This window comes from Micrococcus sp. 093350064-1 (assembly GCF_053627955.1).
In genome coordinates, this window is the sequence record NZ_JBSEYU010000004.1 from 169,795 (window position 1) to 187,024 (window position 17,230).

Below are 17,230 nucleotides of genomic sequence, written 5' to 3' on the forward strand. Positions count from 1 at the left end.
GGTCGGGCGCGGTGCTCAGCGGGCGAGCTCCCACGTCAAGCGGGCGATCGCCTGCTCCTCGTCCGTGGGGACCACGAGCACCGGGATCGCCGACTCCGGCGCGGAGATCGTGTGGGGCCCGGCCACGCGGGCGCGGTTGGCCTCGGCCTCGTAGGCCACCCCGAGCGCCTCGAGCCGGTCGAGCACGCGCGCCCGGAACGGAGCCGAGTTCTCGCCGATCCCGGCGGTGAACACGATCGCCTGCGCCCCGCCCACGGCCACGTGGTAGCCGCCCACGTACTTGGCCAGCCGGTAGGAGGCCACGTCCAGGGCGTTGCGGGCGCGGCCGTCCCCGGAGGCGGCGTTCTCCAGCACCTGGCGCATGTCCGCCTCCCCGGCCAGGCCCAGCAGGCCGGAGCGCCTGTTCATGAGGGTGTCCAGCTCCTCGGCGTCGTAGCCGTGGTTCCGCATGAGGTGGGTGACCACGGAGGGGTCCAGGTCGCCGGAGCGGGTGCCCATCACCAGGCCGGCCAGCGGGGTGTAGCCCATGGAGGTGTCCACGGAGACGCCGTCGCGGATGGCGGTGGCGGAGGCGCCGTTGCCCAGGTGCAGCACCACGGCCCGGAACTCCCCCCGCGGGATGCCCAGATGCTCCGCGGCGAGGCCGGTGACGAGGTCGTGGCTCGTGCCGTGGAAGCCGTAGCGGCGGATGCCGTGCTCCGTGTAGACCTCGTCCGGCAGGGCGTACTGCCAGGCCTCGCGGGGCATGGTCTGGTGGAACGAGGTGTCGAACACGACCACCTGGGGCATGTCCGGCCAGCGCTCGGCCATGGCGCGCAGCCCCTGGGCGGCGGCGGGGTTGTGCAGCGGGGCCAGCGGGGCGAGGCGCTCGATCGCGCGGATCACCTCGTTGGTCACCCGGGCCGGGGCGGTGAACCGCTCGCCGCCGTGGACCACGCGGTGGCCGGCGGCGTCGATGGTGCGCCCGCCGGTCGCCTCGGCCAGCTCGGCCTCCACCTGCTCGAGGGCGGCGGCGTGGTCCGGCACGCCGGAGCCGGGGACGCCGATGCGCTCCACCAGGCCCTGGGCGAGGACGGGCACCGGGGCGTCCGTGCCGTCGTCGGCCAGCTCACGGAGCTGGTACTTCAGGGACGACGAGCCGGAGTTGATGACGAGGACGAGCACGGGGGACTCCTTCCGGGGCGTCAGCCCTGGGCCTGGGCCTGGATGGCGGTGATGGCGACGGTGTTGACGATGTCCTCCACGGTGGTGCCGCGGGAGAGGTCGTTGACGGGCTTGTTCAGGCCCTGCAGCACGGGCCCGACGGCGACCGCCCCGGAGGACTGCTGGACGGCCTTGTAGGTGTTGTTGCCGGTGTTCAGGTCCGGGAACACGAACACGGTGGCCTGGCCGGCCACCTCGGAGCCGGGCATCTTCGAGGCCGCGACGGAGGCGTTGACGGCGGCGTCGTACTGCAGCGGGCCCTCCACCTTCAGCTCGGGGGCGCGCTCCCTCACGAGCTCCGTGGCGGCGCGGACCTTGTCCACGGACTGCCCGGAGCCGGAGGCGCCCGTGGAGTAGGAGAGCATGGCGACGCGCGGGTCCACCCCGAACTGGGCGGCGGTGGCCGCGGACGCCACGGCGATGTCCGCGAGCTGCTGCGCGTCCGGGTCCGGGTTCACGGCGCAGTCGCCGTACACGAGGGCGCGGTCCGGCAGCAGCATGAAGAACACCGAGGAGACGATCGAGACGCCCGGCTTCGTCTTCACGAACTCCAGCGCGGGGCGGATGGTGTTGGCGGTGGTGTGGGCGGCGCCGGAGACCATGCCGTCCACGTCGCCCAGGTGGACCATCATCGTGCCGAAGTAGGCGCCCTCCTGCATGACCTCGCGGGCGCGCTCGGCGTCCACGCCCTTGTGGGCGCGCAGCCGGGCGTACTCCTGCGCGTAGCGCTCCAGGTCCGGGGAGTCGGCGGGGTCCACGAGCTCGATCCCGCTCAGGTCCACGCCCTCGCGGGAGGCCAGCTCCCGCACGGCGGCGGCCGGGCCGAGCACCACGAGGTCGCAGACGTCGCGGCGCTGGAGGATCTCGGCGGCGCGCAGCACGCGGGCATCCTCGCCCTCGGGCAGCACGATCCGGCGGCGGTCCGCGCGGGCGCGGGAGATCAGCTCGTGCAGGAAGCGCAGAGGGGTGACGACGTCGGTGCGTGGCAGGTCGAAGCGGGCCAGCAGCTCGTCCCCGTCCACGCGCTGGTGCCAGGTGCCCAGGGCGGCGGCGGTCTTGCGGGGCTGGGCGCTGGAGAGCTCGGAGCGCACCCGGGAGACCTTCGCGGCGGTGGTGAACGTGTCGTCGTGGGTGACGAACACGGGGAAGGCCGCGCCCAGGTAGAGCCGCTGGAGCTGGCGGTTCGGGAGGATGCCGTTGGTGAGGATCATGCCGGAGGGGGTGGGGAAGTCCGGGGTCAGCGAGGAGGCCACGGTGGCCAGGATCGCGTCGGAGCGGTCGCCGGAGACGATCACGAGCGCGCCCTCGCGCAGGACCTCGAGGAAGTTGCCGCCCTCCATGGAGACGGCCTTGACCTCGGCGACGTCGCGGTCCAGCGTCTCCTGCCCGGCCATCTGCTCGAGCCCGAGCGCGTCCGCCACCTCGGCCACCGAGGGGTGCGCGAGCTCGGTCAGCTCGGGCAGCACGTACACGGGCCAGGCGTGGCGGCCGGGGCGCACGGCCGCGCCGACGGCGTCGAGGTCACGGGGGTCCGCGCGGTTGACCATGACGGCCAGCAGCTCGACGCCGGCGTCGTCGAGGGTGCGCCGGGCCAGGTCCACGACGTCGGCCGCCTGCTCGGGTGTCAGGTCCGCGCCGGAGACCACGGCGACCACGGGGGTGCCGAGGTTGCGGGCGAGCTGGGCGTTGAGGTCGAGGTCGGCGGCCGGGTCCGGGCTGATCAGGTCGGTGCCCTCCACCACCACGACGCCGCCCGCCGCCCGCATGGCGTCGTACTGCTCCACGCAGCGCTGCTGGACCTCGTCGCCGCGGCCCTCGGCCATGAGGGTGCGGGCCTCGGCCGCGGTGAGGCCGCCGCGGGCCTGCTCCGGGGAGAGGCCGTACTGCTCGCGCATCAGCAGCACCATGGGGTCGGTCTCCACGTCGTCGCCGGGCACCACGGGGCGGAAGTAGCCCACCGTGCCGGAGCGCCGGTACAGCGAGTCGGCCAGGCCCAGGCTGACGAGGGACTTGCCGGCGCCGGTGGACGTGGTGGAGACGAAGATTCCCTGGGGCATGGCGGACCTTCCGGTGGAGGACGGGGCTCGTCGTTCACGGTACCGAGGCCGCGGCGTCGGGGCCCGTCCCGGCCGACGCGGATCGACGTGAGTGAGGCGTGTCTCTCACGCGCGTAATACACATGACTGCACTCGCCCCGTCAAGCATTAAGGACCCTCCCATGGCAACGAGAGCCGACCGCGGCCGCCCCGTGCACAACCCCGACATCATCGGGTTCACGGACGCCGAGCTCAACGAGACCCCCATCCGGCCGAAGTGGAACTCGCTGGGACCCGGCATCGTGGCGGCCGCCACGGGCGTGGGCGCGGCGGACCTGGTGGCCACCCTGACCGCCGGCTCCCGCTACGGCTACATGCTGCTGTGGGCCGTGGTGCTGGGCGTGATCTTCAAGATCGTGCTCGTGGAGGGCGTGGGCCGCTACTACCTCTCCACCGGCAAGACGATCTTCCAGGGTTGGCGCACCCTCGGGGCCTGGACGTCCTGGTACTTCGGCCCGTACATCCTCATCTGGGGCATCGTGTACGGGGCGACGGCGATGTCCTCCACCGCCCTGCCGCTCGCGGCGCTGTTCCCCGGGGTGGACAGCAAGGTGTTCGCGATCGCCTCGGGCCTGATCGGCCTGGGGCTGGTCTGGCTGGACAAGTACCGGCTCATCGAGTGGCTCATGACGGTGCTGATCGGCGTCATGTTCGTGACCGTGCTGCTCTCGGCGACGCTGACCGTTCCGAACCTGGGCGCGATCCTGGCCGGTCTCGTGCCGCAGCTGCCCTCCGGCGACCCGGACGTCATGTTCTACGTGCTCGGCCTGGCCGGCGGCGTCGGCGGGACCATCACGCTCGCGGCCTACGGGTACTGGCTGCGCGAGAAGGGCTGGAACGTCCCGAAGTACCTGAAGGTCATGCGGTTCGACAACGCGACCTCGTACATCCTCACGGGCATCTTCGTGATCGCCACCATGGTCATGGGCGTGGAGCTGCTGCACTCGGCGGGGCTGGCGATCTCCTCGGGCGACAAGGGCCTGCTCGACGTCGGCGACGTGCTGGCCGAACGCTACGGCTCGGCGTGGTCCACGGTGTTCCTCGTCGGATTCTTCGCCGCGTCCTTCTCCTCCCTGCTGGGCGTGTGGCACGGCGTCTCGCTGATGTTCGCGGACTTCTGGACGAACTTCCGCCGGCCCGCCGAGGAGCTGGACCAGGACGACGCGCCGTCGCTGTCCTCGAAGCCCGGCCGCTTCTTCCTGCTGTGGCTGACCCTGCCGCCCATGGCGCTGCTGTTCCTGGACCGGCCGATCTTCCTGATCCTGCTCTACGGCACGCTCGGCGCCCTGTTCATGCCGTTCCTGGCCGTGACCCTGCTGTTCCTCAACAACACGAAGGACGTGCCGCGGCAGTTCCGCAACGGCTGGTTCCGCAACACCCTGCTGGCCCTGACCGCGGCCGTGTTCGTGGCGATCGGCGTGAACGAGCTGCTCAAGGCCCTGCAGCCGGTGCTCGGGGGGTGAGCCGGCGGCGGGGGCGGGGCACACTGGTGCCATGATCGTCGCCTTCTCCGTCGCCCCCTCCGGCCAACCCGCCGACGCCAACCACCTGCCCGGCGACGCGGACACCGCGTCCGTGCACCGGGCGGTCGCGGCCGCCGTCGCCGTGGTGCGCGCCTCCGGCCTGCCGCACCGCACCTCCTCGATGTTCACCGAGATCGAGGGGGAGTGGGACGAGGTGATGGAGGTCGTGCGCGCCGCCGTGGACGCCGTGTCCTCGTACGGCTCCCGCGTCTCGCTCGTGCTGAAGGCGGACATCCGCCCCGGCCACACCGGCGAGCTGGACGGCAAGCTCGAGCGCCTCGAGTCGGCCCTCGCCGAGGACGAGGGGCGGCGCGCCGCCCCGGCCCCGCGCGACGGCGACGCCGGGTGACCCCCCTCTCCGCTGCCCCCCGGACGCTTTCGTTCGAGAAACGGCGGCGTGTCGAGGCGCTTTCGTTCGAGAAATGGCCGCCGCGCCGGCGGCCCGGAGGAGCAGCCCGTGCCTGAGCCCGTGACCGTGCGCCCCGCCGCCCCCGGGGACGTCGAGGCGCTGCTGCGCGTCAAGGCGCGGTCGTGGCGGGAGGCCTACGGCGCGCTCCTGCCGTCCGCCTACCTGGACGCGATCGAGGCCCGGATCCCGGAGGACGTGTCCGCGTGGACCGCGCTGATCGGATCGGACCGGGACCTCTGGGTCGCCGACGGCGGCGGCCGGCTGTTCGGCGTGGCGCTCGCGGGCCCGCGTCGCTCGGCGGCGGAGACGGGCCGGACGGGTGCGGACGACGCGGCCGCATCGCCCGCCGACCTGCCCGATGTGGAGCTCATGGTGCTCTACGTCCTGGCCGAGGCGTACGGGACCGGTGTGGGAGCGCGCCTGCTGGACGCCGTCGTCGACGACCGTCCCGCGATGCTGCGCGTCCTCGCCGAGAATCCGCGGGCCGTGGCGTTCTACGCCAAGCACGGCTTCGCGGCCGTGGGGGCGCCGGAGCCGATGACCGGCCCGTGGGCCGGCCTGCACGAGCAGCTGATGGTGCGCCGTCTCCCGCACGACGGCGGTGCGGCGTGAGCCGCCGGTCGTCGGCGGGCCGGGGCCGGGCCGCGGGCGGAGCCGCCGGCCCCGCCGGGATCGAGCCGGGCGTCCACGCGATCACCCACGGCACCGCCGAGATCCGCGAGGACGCCTTCGAGCCGGGCGCGTTCATCCTCTACGTCAACGGCGTCGAGTCCTCGCCGCTGGACCCCGAGCGCCCCGAGCGCATGGCCTTCGAGTACATGCGCTGGGCCGCCGCGGCCGTCCGGGCGCACTGGCCGGAGCCCACGCCCCTGCGGGCCCTGCACCTGGGCGGCGCGGGCTGCGCGCTCGCCCGCTGGGTGGACCACGCGTACCCGGGCTCCCACCAGACCGCGGTGGAGATCGACGCCGGCCTGGCCGCCCTCGCGCGTGAGCGCTTCGGCCTGCCCCGCGCCCCGGCCCTGCGCATCCGCGTGGCCGACGCCGCCGAGGTCCTGGCCACGGCCCACCCGGCCAGCCGCGACCTGATCATCCGCGACGTCTTCGCCCCGGACCCCACGGACCTGACGGGCGCCCGCCACATCACCCCGCCGGGCCTCACCGGCCTGGACGCGGCCCGCGCCGCCGCGCGGGTCCTCGCCCCCGGCGGGCTGTACGTGCTCAACGTGGGCGGCGGGCCGGACCTGACGTCGGTGCGGGCGGACGTGGCCGCCGTCGTCGCCGCGTTCGAGCACGTCGAGGTGATCGCGGATCCGCCCATGCTCAAGGGGCGGCGCCGCGGCAACGTCATCGTGGCGGCCTCGGACGCCCCCGTGGCCCGCCCCGCCGCGGACGCCCCGCCCGGCTCCGACCCCCGCGACCGCCTGGCCCGTGCCCTGCGCATGGACGCCTTCCCGGCCCGGCTCGCGGAGGATCCACGCGGCTTCCCCGCGGGCGTCGCGCCCGGGATCACGGGACTCGTCCCGGGCCCCGAGGCGTAGACTGGAGGCACTCGGCCGGGTCCGCCCGGGGCCCGTCGAGTCCGACTCGAGGAGGTCGCCATGTCCGCCCAGACCCAGCCCGCCGCCACCCGCCGTGAGGACGCACCGCTCGGCGTCCTGGTGGGTGTGGACGGCTCCGACCAGTCCGTCTCCGCCGCCCGCTGGGCCCAGCGCGAGGCCGGCCTGCGCGGCGAGCCGCTGACCCTCGTCACCGCCTACTCGATCCCCGCGTACTGGGGTTACGGCGCGGACGCCGGCGGCGCCGTCCTGGACGACTCCCGTCTCCGCGAGGGCGTGCAGGCCCTCCTGGAGGAGGTCGCCGGCAAGCTCGACGCCGACGGGGTGCGTCCGGAGCTGCGTGTGGAGATCGGGGACGCGGCCGGCGTCCTCGTGGAGCTCTCCGCCGAGGCCTCCCTGCTCGTCTCGGGCGCGCGCGGCCGCGGCGGCTTCATGGGCCGCCTGCTCGGCTCGGTGGCCGCCGCGCTGCCCGGCCACGCGCACTGCCCGGTCGCCATCATCCCCGCCGGGGTCGAGGCCAGCCGCGCGGGGGACAGGACCGCCGTCGTGGTGGGCGTCGACGGTTCCGAGCAGGGCCGTGCCGCCGCTCTCGAGGCCGCTGAGGAGGCCCGCCTCCGCCAGGCCCCGCTGAAGCTCGTGTGCGCCGTCCCGCCCCTGGGCGCGAACGCCGCATGGCTGGCCGTCAGCCTGGACGAGGAGGCCCGCGAGCGGGAGCTGCGCGAGCGCCTCGACGCCGGCGCCGCGTGGATCAGCTCCGAGTTCCCCGGCCTCGAGGTCCTCACCGAGCTCGTGGACGGCACCCCCGTGGACGTGATGGTGGACCAGACCGCCACCGCCCGCCTCACCGTGGTGGGCACGCGCGGTCTGGGCGGCTTCGCCGGTGCGATCGTCGGCTCCACGAGCCGCGGCGTCGCGGACCACGCGAAGGGCCCGGTGCTCGTCGTCCCGTTCCGCGAGGACGTCCGCCTCAGCCGCCGCGCCTCGTTCGGCCCGGTCCAGGACCAGCCGGAGTCCTGATCGTCGCTCAGCCCCAGCCGAGCTCGTGGAGCCGCTCCTCGGAGATGCCGAAGAAATGCCCCACCTCGTGCATGACGGTGACGGTGATCTCGTCCTCGAGCTCGGCGCGGGAGGTGCAGTGGCGGGTGAGCGGGCCGCGGAACACCACGATCCGGTCCGGCATCTGCCACGCGAACTCGGCGCGCTCGGTCAGCGGCACGCCCTCGTAGAGGCCGAACAGCTCGGTGGCCGGGTCCTCCCAGCGCTGCGGCTCGTACTCGTCCTCCACCACCACGACGACGTTCGTCAGCAGCCGGGCCAGCTCGTCCGGGATGCGGGTGAGGGCCGCGGAGACGGCGTCGTCGAACTCCTGCTCGCTCATCCACGTGGCGGCGGGCTGCTCGGGCGACGGGCGGTGGTCCACGGCGGCTCCTGGGGGTGCGGGGCTCCGCGGTGCGGAGGGCGGCCGGCCGGCGGCCGGACTTGCCGGAGGGTGTGCGGCCACCATAGACTCCCAGGGTCCACCTCGGGAATCTCGACATCGGACCTGCCCCTATCGTCTAGAGGCCTAGGACACCGCCCTTTCACGGCGGCGACACGGGTTCGAATCCCGTTGGGGGTACGCAGAACGGCCGCCCTCGGCAGCCGGAACGGCACGTGGAGCGTGGATTTGCACGACGCTCGGAGGCTCTGCTAGAGTTTCCACTCGTTGCGAAAGCGGCGAGAACAACAGAACATGGCCCTGTAGCGCAGTTGGTTAGCGCGCCGCCCTGTCACGGCGGAGGTCGCGGGTTCAAGTCCCGTCAGGGTCGCTCGGATCGTCCGATCACCGGCATTCGGAAACGGAGTCCGGTGACGCATGGTCCTGGTGACGAAGGTCGCCGGGCTCTGTAGCTCAGTTGGTAGAGCGTACGACTGAAAATCGTAAGGTCACCGGATCGACGCCGGTCGGAGCCACCACTTCGAGAAGGCCCCCCGCAGACGCGGGGGGCCTTCGTCGTCCGGGGCGACGGGCCGCTGACAGGGGGAGACGCGGTGGGCACACTGGGTCGATGCCCGATTCCTCCTCCGCCCGCGCGACCGGTGGCGAGACCGCGCTCGTGGTGATCGACGTCCAGCACAGCTACTTCGAGCATCCCGCGCTGGCCGCCCGTCAGGCCGAGCTGACGGCGGCGGTCGTGGAACTGCTCCGGACCGCGCACGAGGCCGGCCGTCCCGTCTTCCTGGTGCGGACCGAGCACGCCCGGGACCGCTCCACGTGGACGTTGAACATGCTGGCCGACGGCGAGGGCTTCGCCTTCCCTGGCACCCGGCAGGCCGCTCTGCTCGACGGGGTCGCGGCGGCCGCCCCGGACGCCGTCGAGGTCGTGAAGACCCGGGACTCCGCCTTCCACGGCACCGGGCTGGCGGCCGAGCTGCGGGGCCGCGGGGTGGATCGGCTCCTGCTGTGCGGCGTCTCCACCCACAGCTGCATCGCCGAGACCGCCACGGCCGCGTTCGCCCTCGACTTCCACGCCGCGATCGCGACGGACGCGATCGCCTCCGAAGAGCCGGCGCTGGCCGCGGCGATGCTCGACTTCCTCCGCGCCGAGATGCGTCAGCCGCTCCTCGGGCAGGACGAGGCACTCACCCTCCTGCGCACCGGCCTCGTCCCCGACCGGGGCTGAGGGGCGGTCACAGGATCTCGACGTCGCCCTCGTCCGCACGCGTGCGGTCCTGGGCGTCCTCCTCGATGTGCATGGCGGCGGACTCCGCATTGCGCAGGGAGTCCGGGGCACGTCCCTCCCCGGCCCAGTGCTGCGGGTCGTCCGAGCCGCCGCGCACGGGCTGGCCGTCGCGGCCGTCCTCCGGCTCGGGGTCGCCGGCGGCGTTGGGATCGGCGAGCAGGTCCGTCTCGAGCTCTCGTTCGTCCTCGCGGTCCTCGAAGGGGACGTCGGTCATGGTGCGGGTCCTTCCTCTCACGGGCGGGCCCGTCCGGCGCCGCCGTCGTCGTGGTGCCCCACACCCTAGTGAGGCCGCCCACGCGTCACCAGGGGGCGCCCGCGCCGGGGCCGTGGGCGCGGTCACCCGGCCGGGTGAGACCGTCCACTCGGCCGCGTCTCAGGCGGGGGGCCTGCGCGCGGGACCACGTAGGGTCGGGAGGATGAGCGATCCGACACCGCCCTCGACCGAGCCCATGATCCCCGAGCAACCCGGGAACCATCCGTCCTCGGCGACCGCCCCCGACGCCGGCGTCGCCCCTGCCACCTCCGCCGCGGCCGCCCGCGACCGCGTCCTGCTGCCGTGGGTGTTCTGGCCCTCCGCGGTCATCGTGCTCTCCTTCGTGGGGGCCACGCTGCTCGCCCCCGAGCAGATGACCGTGGGCATCGGCCTGGTCCAGCAGGCCATCATCACGAACTTCTCGTGGTGGTACGCGCTCGTCGCCCTGTTCTTCGTGCTGTTCTGCGGCTACCTCGCGTTCTCCCGCAAGGGCGACATCACCCTGGGCAAGCCCGATGAGAAGCCCGAGTTCTCCACGCTGTCCTGGTTCTCCCTGCTCTTCGCGGCGGGCATGGGCATCGGCCTCGTGTTCTTCGGCATGACCGAGCCGCTCATGCACTTCACCGATCCGCGGCCCGACGTGGCGGCCGCCAACCCCACCCAGGCGGAGGCCGCCCAGTCGGCGCTGGCCACCACGTTCCTGCACTGGGGCCTGCAGCCCTGGGCGATCTACGCGGTGGTGGGCGTGGCGGTCGCGCTGGCCATCCACCGGCGTGGCCGTCCCCTCGCGCTGCGCTGGGCCTTCGAGCCGCTGATCGGCGAGCGCCGCGTGCGCGGCGGCTGGGGCCACCTGATCGACAACATCGCCCTCATCGGCACCGTCTTCGGCGTGGCCACCTCGCTGGGCCTCGGGGTCACCCAGATGTCCGCGGGCCTGCGCGCGCTGGGCATCGTGCCCGAGGACAGCCCCTGGCTCGAGTACGTCATGATCGGCGCGGTCACCTGCGTGGTGCTCTACACCGTGGTCTCCGGCGTGGAGCGCGGCATGAAGTGGCTGTCCAACACCAACCTGATCCTGGCCGCCGGCCTGCTGCTGTTCATCGCGATCGTGGGACCCACCGCGTTCCTGTTCAAGGAGATGGTGCAGTCCCTCGGCTCCTACATGCAGTACTTCTTCGCGAACTCGCTCAACGTCTCCGCGTTCTACGGCGCCGAGGGCGACGCGTGGCAGGCCGGCTGGAGCGCGTACTACTGGGGCTGGTGGATGTCCTGGACGCCGTTCGTCGGCATCTTCATCGCCCGCATCTCGCGCGGTCGCACCGTGCGCGAGTTCATCGCCGGCGTGCTGCTGGTGCCCACCCTGGTCTGCGTGGTCTGGTTCGGCATCCTGGGCGGCACCGCGATCTTCCTCGAGACCACCCGCCCGGCCGGGTACACCTCCGTGGTGGGCGCGGACGGCGCCATCGACTCGAACACCGCGCTGTTCCAGGTGCTCGAGCAGCTGCCCGCGGGCATGATGCTCGTGGTCGGCGCCATCATCCTCTCGGGCATCTTCTTCATCACCTCCGCCGACTCGGGCTCGCTCGTGATGGGCATGCTCGCCACGGGCGGTGACGTGAACCCGAAGGCCACGGTGAAGATCTTCTTCGCCATCGCCACCTCGCTCATGGCCGCGGCCCTGCTGGCCGCCGGCGGCCTGTCCGCGATCCAGGTCCTGGCCATCACGATCGGCCTGCCGTTCTCCGTGCTGATGCTGCTGATCTGCCTGGCCACGTTCCGCTCGCTCGGCTACTCCGTGGCGCGGGTGGAGGCGGTGCGCCGCAAGGCCATGCTGGCCTCCATCAAGGACCGCCTGGGCCTCGAGTCCGACGACGACGAGGTGGTCGACGCCGGCCCCGTGGCGGCCTCGCAGTGGTGGGCCTCGCTCAGCCGGGACCACCAGCAGCGGATCGCCGATGCGGCCGCCGGCGTCCCGGCCTCGGCCGGGCCTCGCCGCCCCCGGCTGCGCCGCCACGAGCACTGACGTCCGCCCCCGGGCGCCCTCCCGGCCCCGACGAGAACGGCCCCTGTCCCGCGCGGGACAGGGGCCGTCGTCGTCGTGGGGGTCAGTCCTCGTGGGACTGGCGGGTGCGGACCACCGGCAGGGTGCCGGTGCGGCTGTGGGCCGCGGCCGACGTGCGGGTGCCCGTGACGAACCAGGCGAGGGTCAGGACCGCGACCCACACGAGACCGATGATGAGCGCGCGGCGCGAATCCGGGATGGTAGCCATGGTGATCACCACGGTGGCCACGAACGCCAGGCCCAGGTAGGTGCCGACGTTGCCCAGCGGCATGGGGAAGGGGGACGGCTCCGCGCCCTGCTCCGCGACGCGCCTGCGCATGGCGCGGTGGGACAGGAAGATCATGGCCCAGGTCAGCACCACGGCGAACGAGGCGACGCCGGCCACCAGGCTGAAGGCGTTCGGGTCCACGGTGATCAGCACCGCGCCGAGCACCATCACGCCCAGCGTCACGGCCACGGACAGCCACGGCACGCCGCCGCGGTTGGTGTGGGTGAAGGCCCGGGGCGCCTGGCCGTCATGGGCCATCGCGTAGAGCAGGCGACCGGACGCGTAGATGCAGGCGTTGATCGCGGAGACGGCGGCCGTGAGCACCACGAAGTTCAGCAGGTGCGGGGCGAAGGGGACGCCGAGGCCCTCGAAGATCTGCACGAACGGGCTGGCCTTGCCGTCCACCTGGTTCCAGGGGACGAGGGCCATGATGACCGCCATCGTCAGCACGTAGAACAACAGGATGCGGATCGGCACCGTGTTGATGGCCTTGGGCAGCACCTTCTCCGGGTTCTTGGCCTCGCCCGCGGCCACGCCGAGGGTCTCGACGCCGCCGAAGGAGAACGTCACGATGGTGAGCGCGGTCAGCACGCCCAGGATGCCGTGCGGCAGGAATCCGCCGTGGTCCACGAGGTTCGCCAGGCTCGCCTGGGTGCCGTCCGCGGTGGAGGCGCCGGTGAAGAGCAGGATCACACCGCCGAAGATCATCGCCACGATGGCCCCGACCTTCACGAGCGTCAGCCAGAACTCGGCCTCACCGAAGTTGCCGACGTGCGTGAAGTTGATCAGGCCGACCACGAGGATCGTGGCCGCGACCCAGGCCCAGGCCGGGACCCCCGGGAACCAGAACGCCATGTACGTGGTGATGGCGGCGGTGTCCGCGATGATCACGACGGCCAGCTCGAAGACGAAGGTCCAGCCGGTCACGTAGCCGGCGAAGGGGCCGAGATAACGGGAGGCATAGGCGGCGAAGGAGCCGGAGACGGGCTCACGGAGCGTCATCTCGCCGAGGGCGCGCATCACGAGGAACACGGCGGCGCCGGCGACGAGGAAGGACAGGATCACGCCCGGCCCGGCGGCCTGGATGCCGCCGGCCGAGCCGTAGAAGAGGCCGGTGCCCACCGCCGTGCCCAGGGCGATGAACATGATGTGCCGCTGGCTCAGGCCGCGGTGCAGCTGCCCGCGGTCCGTGGTGGCCGCGTCGGGCTCGGCGACGCGGGAGCCGGAGGGGGAGGTGCTCACGTGAAGTCTCCGCTCGAAGGGGGTGGATCAGGACACGCCATGGTGACTCGTGACACAGCGTTCATGCCACTTTGTCCGGTGTGATGCGAGTCATCGTGGACGTTACGTCGAGTTCATCCGACCGTGCCGGATGATGTGGCCTCGGCCACCGCTGATTCCTCGCGGAAGATCTGTGGCGCCCCGGCGGGTCCCGGGGCGTGCCCGGCTCAGTCCATGAGCAGCCACGCGGCGGCGTCGTGCGCGAGCTGCCCGTCCTGCACGGCCTCTGCCTCCTCGAGGGAGAACAGGGCCCGGGAATGGCCCGCGGGCAGGTCGACGGGATCGGTCGACAGGTTCGCCATCACGAGCACGGTGCGCGCCGGGATCGGCTCGCCCGAGCCCAGGTGCCGGCCACCGCCCGAGGTGACCGTGAACGCCAGCACCCCGCGTGCGGGGTCGTGGTGCTCGGACCACGCGAACGTGCCCGTGCCCAGGTCGAGCTCGCCGCGGATCTGCAGCAGACGCCGGTACAGCTCGAACACGGAGCCCTCGACGCCGACCTGCCGGTCCGCCGCCAGCGCCCGGAAGGACGCGGGCTGGGGCAGCCACGGCGCGGCGACGCCCTCGGCGGCGGACGCGGGGCCGTCGTCGTCCGCGGGGGTCGAGAAGCCGTAGGACGGCTCGTCCGCGGCCCACGGCAGAGGGATGCGGCAGCCGTCGCGGCCGGGCTCCTTGCCGTCCGTGCGGAAGAAGTACGGGTCCTGGCGATGCTCGGCGGCGAGGGTGGTGTGCTCGGGCAGGCCCAGCTCGTCGCCCTGGTAGATGTACGCGGAGCCGGGCAGGCCCAGCTCCACCATCGCGGCGGCGCGGGCCCGACGGCGACCGACCGCCTCGTCTGGCTGCTCGTCCTCGGCCGTGATGCCGGCGGGGTAGGAGCTCGGGTCGGCGAGGCCGTAGCGGGAGGCGTGGCGCACCGTGTCGTGGTTCGAGAGCACCCAGGTGTTCGGGGCGCCGACCCGGCCGGCCTGCTCGAAGGACCGGTCGATCGCGTGGGTCAGCGAGGCGGCGTCCCAGCCGGCCATGAGGTAGGTGAAGTTGAAGGTCTGGTGCATCTCGCCGGGGCGGACGTACCGGAACATCCGCGAGAGCGGGGCCACCCACGCCTCGGCCACCATCATCGGCTCGTGGTCGTAGGAGTCCAGGACCCGCCGCCAGTCCCGGTAGACCTCGTGGACGCGGTCCTGGTCCATGAACGGGGTGAGCGGCTCGAAGGTGTCCGGGTCGAACGTGGGGTCGGCGTCCTCGCCCGCGTCCGTGACCATGCCCATGCGGGAGTGCTCGGCGTCCGGGTAGCCGGGCTGCTTGATGAGCCCGTGGGCCACGTCCACCCGGAAGCCGTCCACGCCGCGGTCCAGCCAGAACCGCAGGATGGAGCGGAACTCCTCGCGCACCTCCTCGTTCTCCCAGTTCAGGTCCGGCTGCGTGGTGTCGAACAGGTGCAGGTACCACTGGCCCGGGGTGCCGTCCGCCTCGGTCACGCGGGTCCAGGCCCCGCCGCCGAACGTGGACTCCCAGTTGTTGGGGGGCAGCTCGCCGTGCTCGCCGCGGCCCTCGGCGAAGTGGTAGCGGGCGCGCTCGGGGGAGCCGGGGCCGGCGGCCAGGGCGGCCTGGAACCACGCGTGCTCGGACGAGGTGTGGTTCGGCACGAGGTCCACGACCACGCGGATGCCGGCCTCGTGCGCGGCGGCGATCATCGCGTCCGCGTCCGCGAGCGTGCCGAACCGCGGGTCCACGGCGCGGTAGTCCGCGACGTCGTAGCCGGCGTCGTGCTGCGGGGAGAGGTAGAAGGGCGAGAGCCAGATCGCGTCCACGCCGAGCTGGGCCAGGTAGTCGAGGCGCGAGGTGACGCCGCGCAGGTCGCCCATGCCGTCCCCGTCCGCGTCCGCGAAGGAGCGCGGGTACACCTGGTAGATCACGGCGTCCACCCACCACGGCGTGACGGGCCGGTTCCGGGCTTCCGAGGGCGGGGTGCTCAGGCGCTGCGTGGTCATGGGATCCACCCTAGGCCCGACGCCGGGGCGCGCGCCCCGCGTGGGCGGCGTCGGCGGCGTGGTGTGCGTCTCGAGCACCCGGGTCGGCCCCACCCCGGTGCGCCGGCGGCCGGCTCAGGTCAGCCTGGCCAGCATCCCGACGGCGGCCCAGCGCCGGTTCAGTCGTTCCTGTGCGACGCCGGCGGTCGCCTCGTCGCCCTCCTCGAGCGCGTCGATGAGCGTCCACAGGTCGAAGACGGAGTCGTCCGGCCACACGTGCCGCGTGAGGCCGCCGTAGTCCAGCTCGATCCACGAGTCGGGGTGGAACGCGCCGAGCCACTCCACCATCACCGTGAGCTCGCCGATCAGCTCCGCATCCGGGGCGTGCCGCGCGAGCACCGCCGCCGCGTGCCCGGCCCGCTCCCGGGCGGCCACGATCGGGGCGCGCCGGTACGCCGTGCGCTCGCCGTCCACGAGGCGCTTCACCGGCTCCTCGGGGTCGAACACCGTGAGCCAGCCGTGCGGCACACCCCACGTGGCCGTGCGCGTCTGCACGCGGTGGTGCTCCGGCGCGCCGCCCTCGTCCTGCGGGTCCTGGCCCGCCGCGTCCGGGTCGGGGGAGAGGCCCCACTCGTCCTCGAGCGCCACGAGCGCGCGGCCGCGGTTCATGGCGCGCGCCGCCGGCGGGATGGCGGCCTCGTGCAGCCGCGGCAGCATCGTCTCCTCGAGCATGGCCGCGGCCATCTCGGCGCGCAGGCCCCGCTCGTCCGGGCAGTAGAAGGCGGAGCGGTGCTCGTCCTGGAGGACCCGCACCAGGTCGTCCTCACCGGGTTCCGGGAACGGGTCGGCCACGGGCCGGGCCAGGCGACGCCGGGCCCGTTCGGCCGCCTCGGCCTCGACCTCGGCACGGGTGCGGTGGCCGCCGGCGATCAGCCGCGCCTGGACCGCGTCCGGGAACGTGGCCAGCGGCTGGAAGACGCGCAGGTGCGCGGTGCCGCGCGCGACACCCGGGGGCGGGCCGCCGTCGTCGTGGGTCATCGCGGGCTCATCCGTGGCTCAGCCCAGCTCGACGACCACGGGCGCGTGGTCCGAGGCGCCCTTGCCCTTGCGCTCCTCGCGGTCGATCCAGGCGTCCGTGACCGTCCGTGCGAGGGCGGGGGAGCACAGCTGGAAGTCGATGCGCATGCCCTTCTTCTTGGGGAAGGCCAGGCCCGTGTAGTCCCAGTACGTGTACACGCCGGGGCCGGGGTGGCGCGGGCGCACCACGTCCACCAGCCCGGCGTCCTCGAACGCGTGGAACGCCGCGCGCTCGGCCGGGGAGACGTGCGTGTAGCCCTCGCGCTGGAACAGCTCGATGTCCCACACGTCCTCGTCCTGCGGAGCGATGTTCCAGTCGCCGGTCAGGGCGAGCCGGGTGTCCGGGTCCTCGGCGAGGCGAGCGGCCGCGTGCTCCTGGAGCACGCGCAGCCACTCGAGCTTGTAGCCCATGTGCTCGTTCTCCAGGCCGCGCCCGTTGGGCACGTACAGGCTCCACAGGCGCACCGGGGCGACGCCGTCGGCCGCCTCCGCGCCCACGGTCGCCCCGATGGCGCGGGACTCCTCCTGCGGGTCCACGCCGCCCTTGCCGAAGTGCGGCTGGCCGGGGAAGCCGCGCTGCACGTCGCTCAGGCCGACGCGGGAGGCGATGGCCACGCCGTTCCACTGCGAGGTGCCGTTGTGCACCACCTCGTAGCCGGCGCGCTCGAAGAGCTCCCACGGGAAGTTCTCGTCCCGGCACTTGGTCTCCTGGATGGCCAGGACGTCGATGTCATGGCGCTCGAGGAAGGCCTCGACGCGGTCGGCGCGGGCACGGAGGGAGTTGACGTTCCAGGTGGCGATCTTCACCC

General features: G+C 73.2%; 15 protein-coding genes and 3 tRNA genes. 10 read left to right on the top strand and 8 right to left on the bottom strand.

The window, feature by feature from the left end; all coding sequences use genetic code 11:
- Positions 1–15: 15 nt before the first annotated feature.
- Complete coding sequence (locus ACUW6W_RS06200) at positions 16–1,164, bottom strand: acetate/propionate family kinase (RefSeq protein ID WP_061867612.1); 1,149 nt, start codon at positions 1,162–1,164, stop codon at positions 16–18.
- Positions 1,165–1,184: 20 nt separating this feature from the next.
- Entirely contained in the window at positions 1,185–3,260 is a 2,076-nt protein-coding gene (pta, locus tag ACUW6W_RS06205; protein ID WP_020625363.1) for a phosphate acetyltransferase, read from the bottom strand.
- A gap of 161 nt (positions 3,261–3,421) precedes the next feature.
- Here pta and ACUW6W_RS06210 point away from each other — a divergent pair, with 161 nt between their 5' ends.
- The 5 genes from ACUW6W_RS06210 to ACUW6W_RS06230 all read left to right on the top strand — a co-directional run bounded on the left by ACUW6W_RS06210 (position 3,422) and on the right by ACUW6W_RS06230 (position 7,804).
- Positions 3,422–4,762 carry an Nramp family divalent metal transporter gene (locus ACUW6W_RS06210; RefSeq protein WP_454179968.1) on the top strand — a complete coding sequence of 447 codons (1,341 nt, stop codon included), beginning with the start codon at positions 3,422–3,424 and terminating at the stop codon, positions 4,760–4,762.
- A 31-nt stretch (positions 4,763–4,793) separates the two neighbouring features.
- The gene (locus ACUW6W_RS06215) at positions 4,794–5,171 is read left to right on the top strand and encodes a thiamine-binding protein (RefSeq protein WP_454179969.1); all 378 of its coding nucleotides are present in this window, start codon (positions 4,794–4,796) and stop codon (positions 5,169–5,171) included.
- 108 nt (positions 5,172–5,279) lie between these two features.
- Complete coding sequence (locus ACUW6W_RS06220; RefSeq protein ID WP_454179971.1) at positions 5,280–5,843, top strand: N-acetyltransferase family protein; 564 nt, start codon at positions 5,280–5,282, stop codon at positions 5,841–5,843.
- Positions 5,840–6,769, top strand: a complete 930-nt coding sequence (locus ACUW6W_RS06225; protein WP_454179973.1) for a spermidine synthase — start codon at positions 5,840–5,842, stop codon at positions 6,767–6,769. The genes ACUW6W_RS06220 and ACUW6W_RS06225 overlap by 4 nt, the downstream gene beginning before the upstream one ends.
- Before the next feature lie 60 nt (positions 6,770–6,829).
- The gene (locus tag ACUW6W_RS06230) at positions 6,830–7,804 is read left to right on the top strand and encodes a universal stress protein (protein WP_044658646.1); all 975 of its coding nucleotides are present in this window, start codon (positions 6,830–6,832) and stop codon (positions 7,802–7,804) included.
- A 7-nt stretch (positions 7,805–7,811) separates the two neighbouring features.
- On the opposite strand, the gene ACUW6W_RS06235 is transcribed toward ACUW6W_RS06230, so the two are convergent.
- On the bottom strand, positions 7,812–8,207 hold the full coding sequence (locus ACUW6W_RS06235; protein ID WP_002856128.1) for a metallopeptidase family protein: 396 nt from the start codon (positions 8,205–8,207) through the stop codon (positions 7,812–7,814).
- Between the two features lie 125 nt (positions 8,208–8,332).
- Between ACUW6W_RS06235 and ACUW6W_RS06240 the strand changes: the two genes are divergently transcribed.
- The 4 genes from ACUW6W_RS06240 (at position 8,333) to ACUW6W_RS06255 (ending at position 9,450) form a co-directional block, all read left to right on the top strand.
- Positions 8,333–8,405 (top strand) — tRNA-Glu (locus tag ACUW6W_RS06240).
- Between the two features lie 116 nt (positions 8,406–8,521).
- A tRNA-Asp gene (locus ACUW6W_RS06245) sits at positions 8,522–8,595 on the top strand.
- A gap of 72 nt (positions 8,596–8,667) precedes the next feature.
- A tRNA-Phe gene (locus tag ACUW6W_RS06250) sits at positions 8,668–8,743 on the top strand.
- A gap of 92 nt (positions 8,744–8,835) precedes the next feature.
- Complete coding sequence (locus ACUW6W_RS06255; RefSeq protein ID WP_044658647.1) at positions 8,836–9,450, top strand: cysteine hydrolase family protein; 615 nt, start codon at positions 8,836–8,838, stop codon at positions 9,448–9,450.
- Positions 9,451–9,457: 7 nt separating this feature from the next.
- Here the strand turns inward: ACUW6W_RS06255 and ACUW6W_RS06260 are convergent, their stop codons facing one another.
- Complete coding sequence (locus tag ACUW6W_RS06260; protein ID WP_002856131.1) at positions 9,458–9,724, bottom strand: hypothetical protein; 267 nt, start codon at positions 9,722–9,724, stop codon at positions 9,458–9,460.
- A gap of 202 nt (positions 9,725–9,926) precedes the next feature.
- Between ACUW6W_RS06260 and ACUW6W_RS06265 the strand changes: the two genes are divergently transcribed.
- Positions 9,927–11,786, top strand: a complete 1,860-nt coding sequence (locus ACUW6W_RS06265; protein WP_044658648.1) for a BCCT family transporter — start codon at positions 9,927–9,929, stop codon at positions 11,784–11,786.
- A gap of 82 nt (positions 11,787–11,868) precedes the next feature.
- On the opposite strand, the gene ACUW6W_RS06270 is transcribed toward ACUW6W_RS06265, so the two are convergent.
- The 4 genes from ACUW6W_RS06270 to ACUW6W_RS06285 all read right to left on the bottom strand — a co-directional run bounded on the left by ACUW6W_RS06270 (position 11,869) and on the right by ACUW6W_RS06285 (position 17,228).
- Positions 11,869–13,335 (bottom strand): amino acid permease, encoded by a 1,467-nt coding sequence (locus ACUW6W_RS06270; protein ID WP_216881682.1) that lies wholly within the window; start codon positions 13,333–13,335, stop codon positions 11,869–11,871.
- Positions 13,336–13,541: 206 nt separating this feature from the next.
- A complete protein-coding gene (locus ACUW6W_RS06275; protein ID WP_323662800.1) occupies positions 13,542–15,365 on the bottom strand; it encodes a glycoside hydrolase family 13 protein in 1,824 nt (607 codons plus the stop codon).
- A 114-nt stretch (positions 15,366–15,479) separates the two neighbouring features.
- On the bottom strand, positions 15,480–16,382 hold the full coding sequence (locus ACUW6W_RS06280) for a hypothetical protein (protein WP_036383519.1): 903 nt from the start codon (positions 16,380–16,382) through the stop codon (positions 15,480–15,482).
- Between the two features lie 18 nt (positions 16,383–16,400).
- Positions 16,401–17,228 carry an exodeoxyribonuclease III gene (locus ACUW6W_RS06285; protein WP_036316782.1) on the bottom strand — a complete coding sequence of 276 codons (828 nt, stop codon included), beginning with the start codon at positions 17,226–17,228 and terminating at the stop codon, positions 16,401–16,403.
- Between the last annotated feature and the right edge of the window lie 2 nt (positions 17,229–17,230).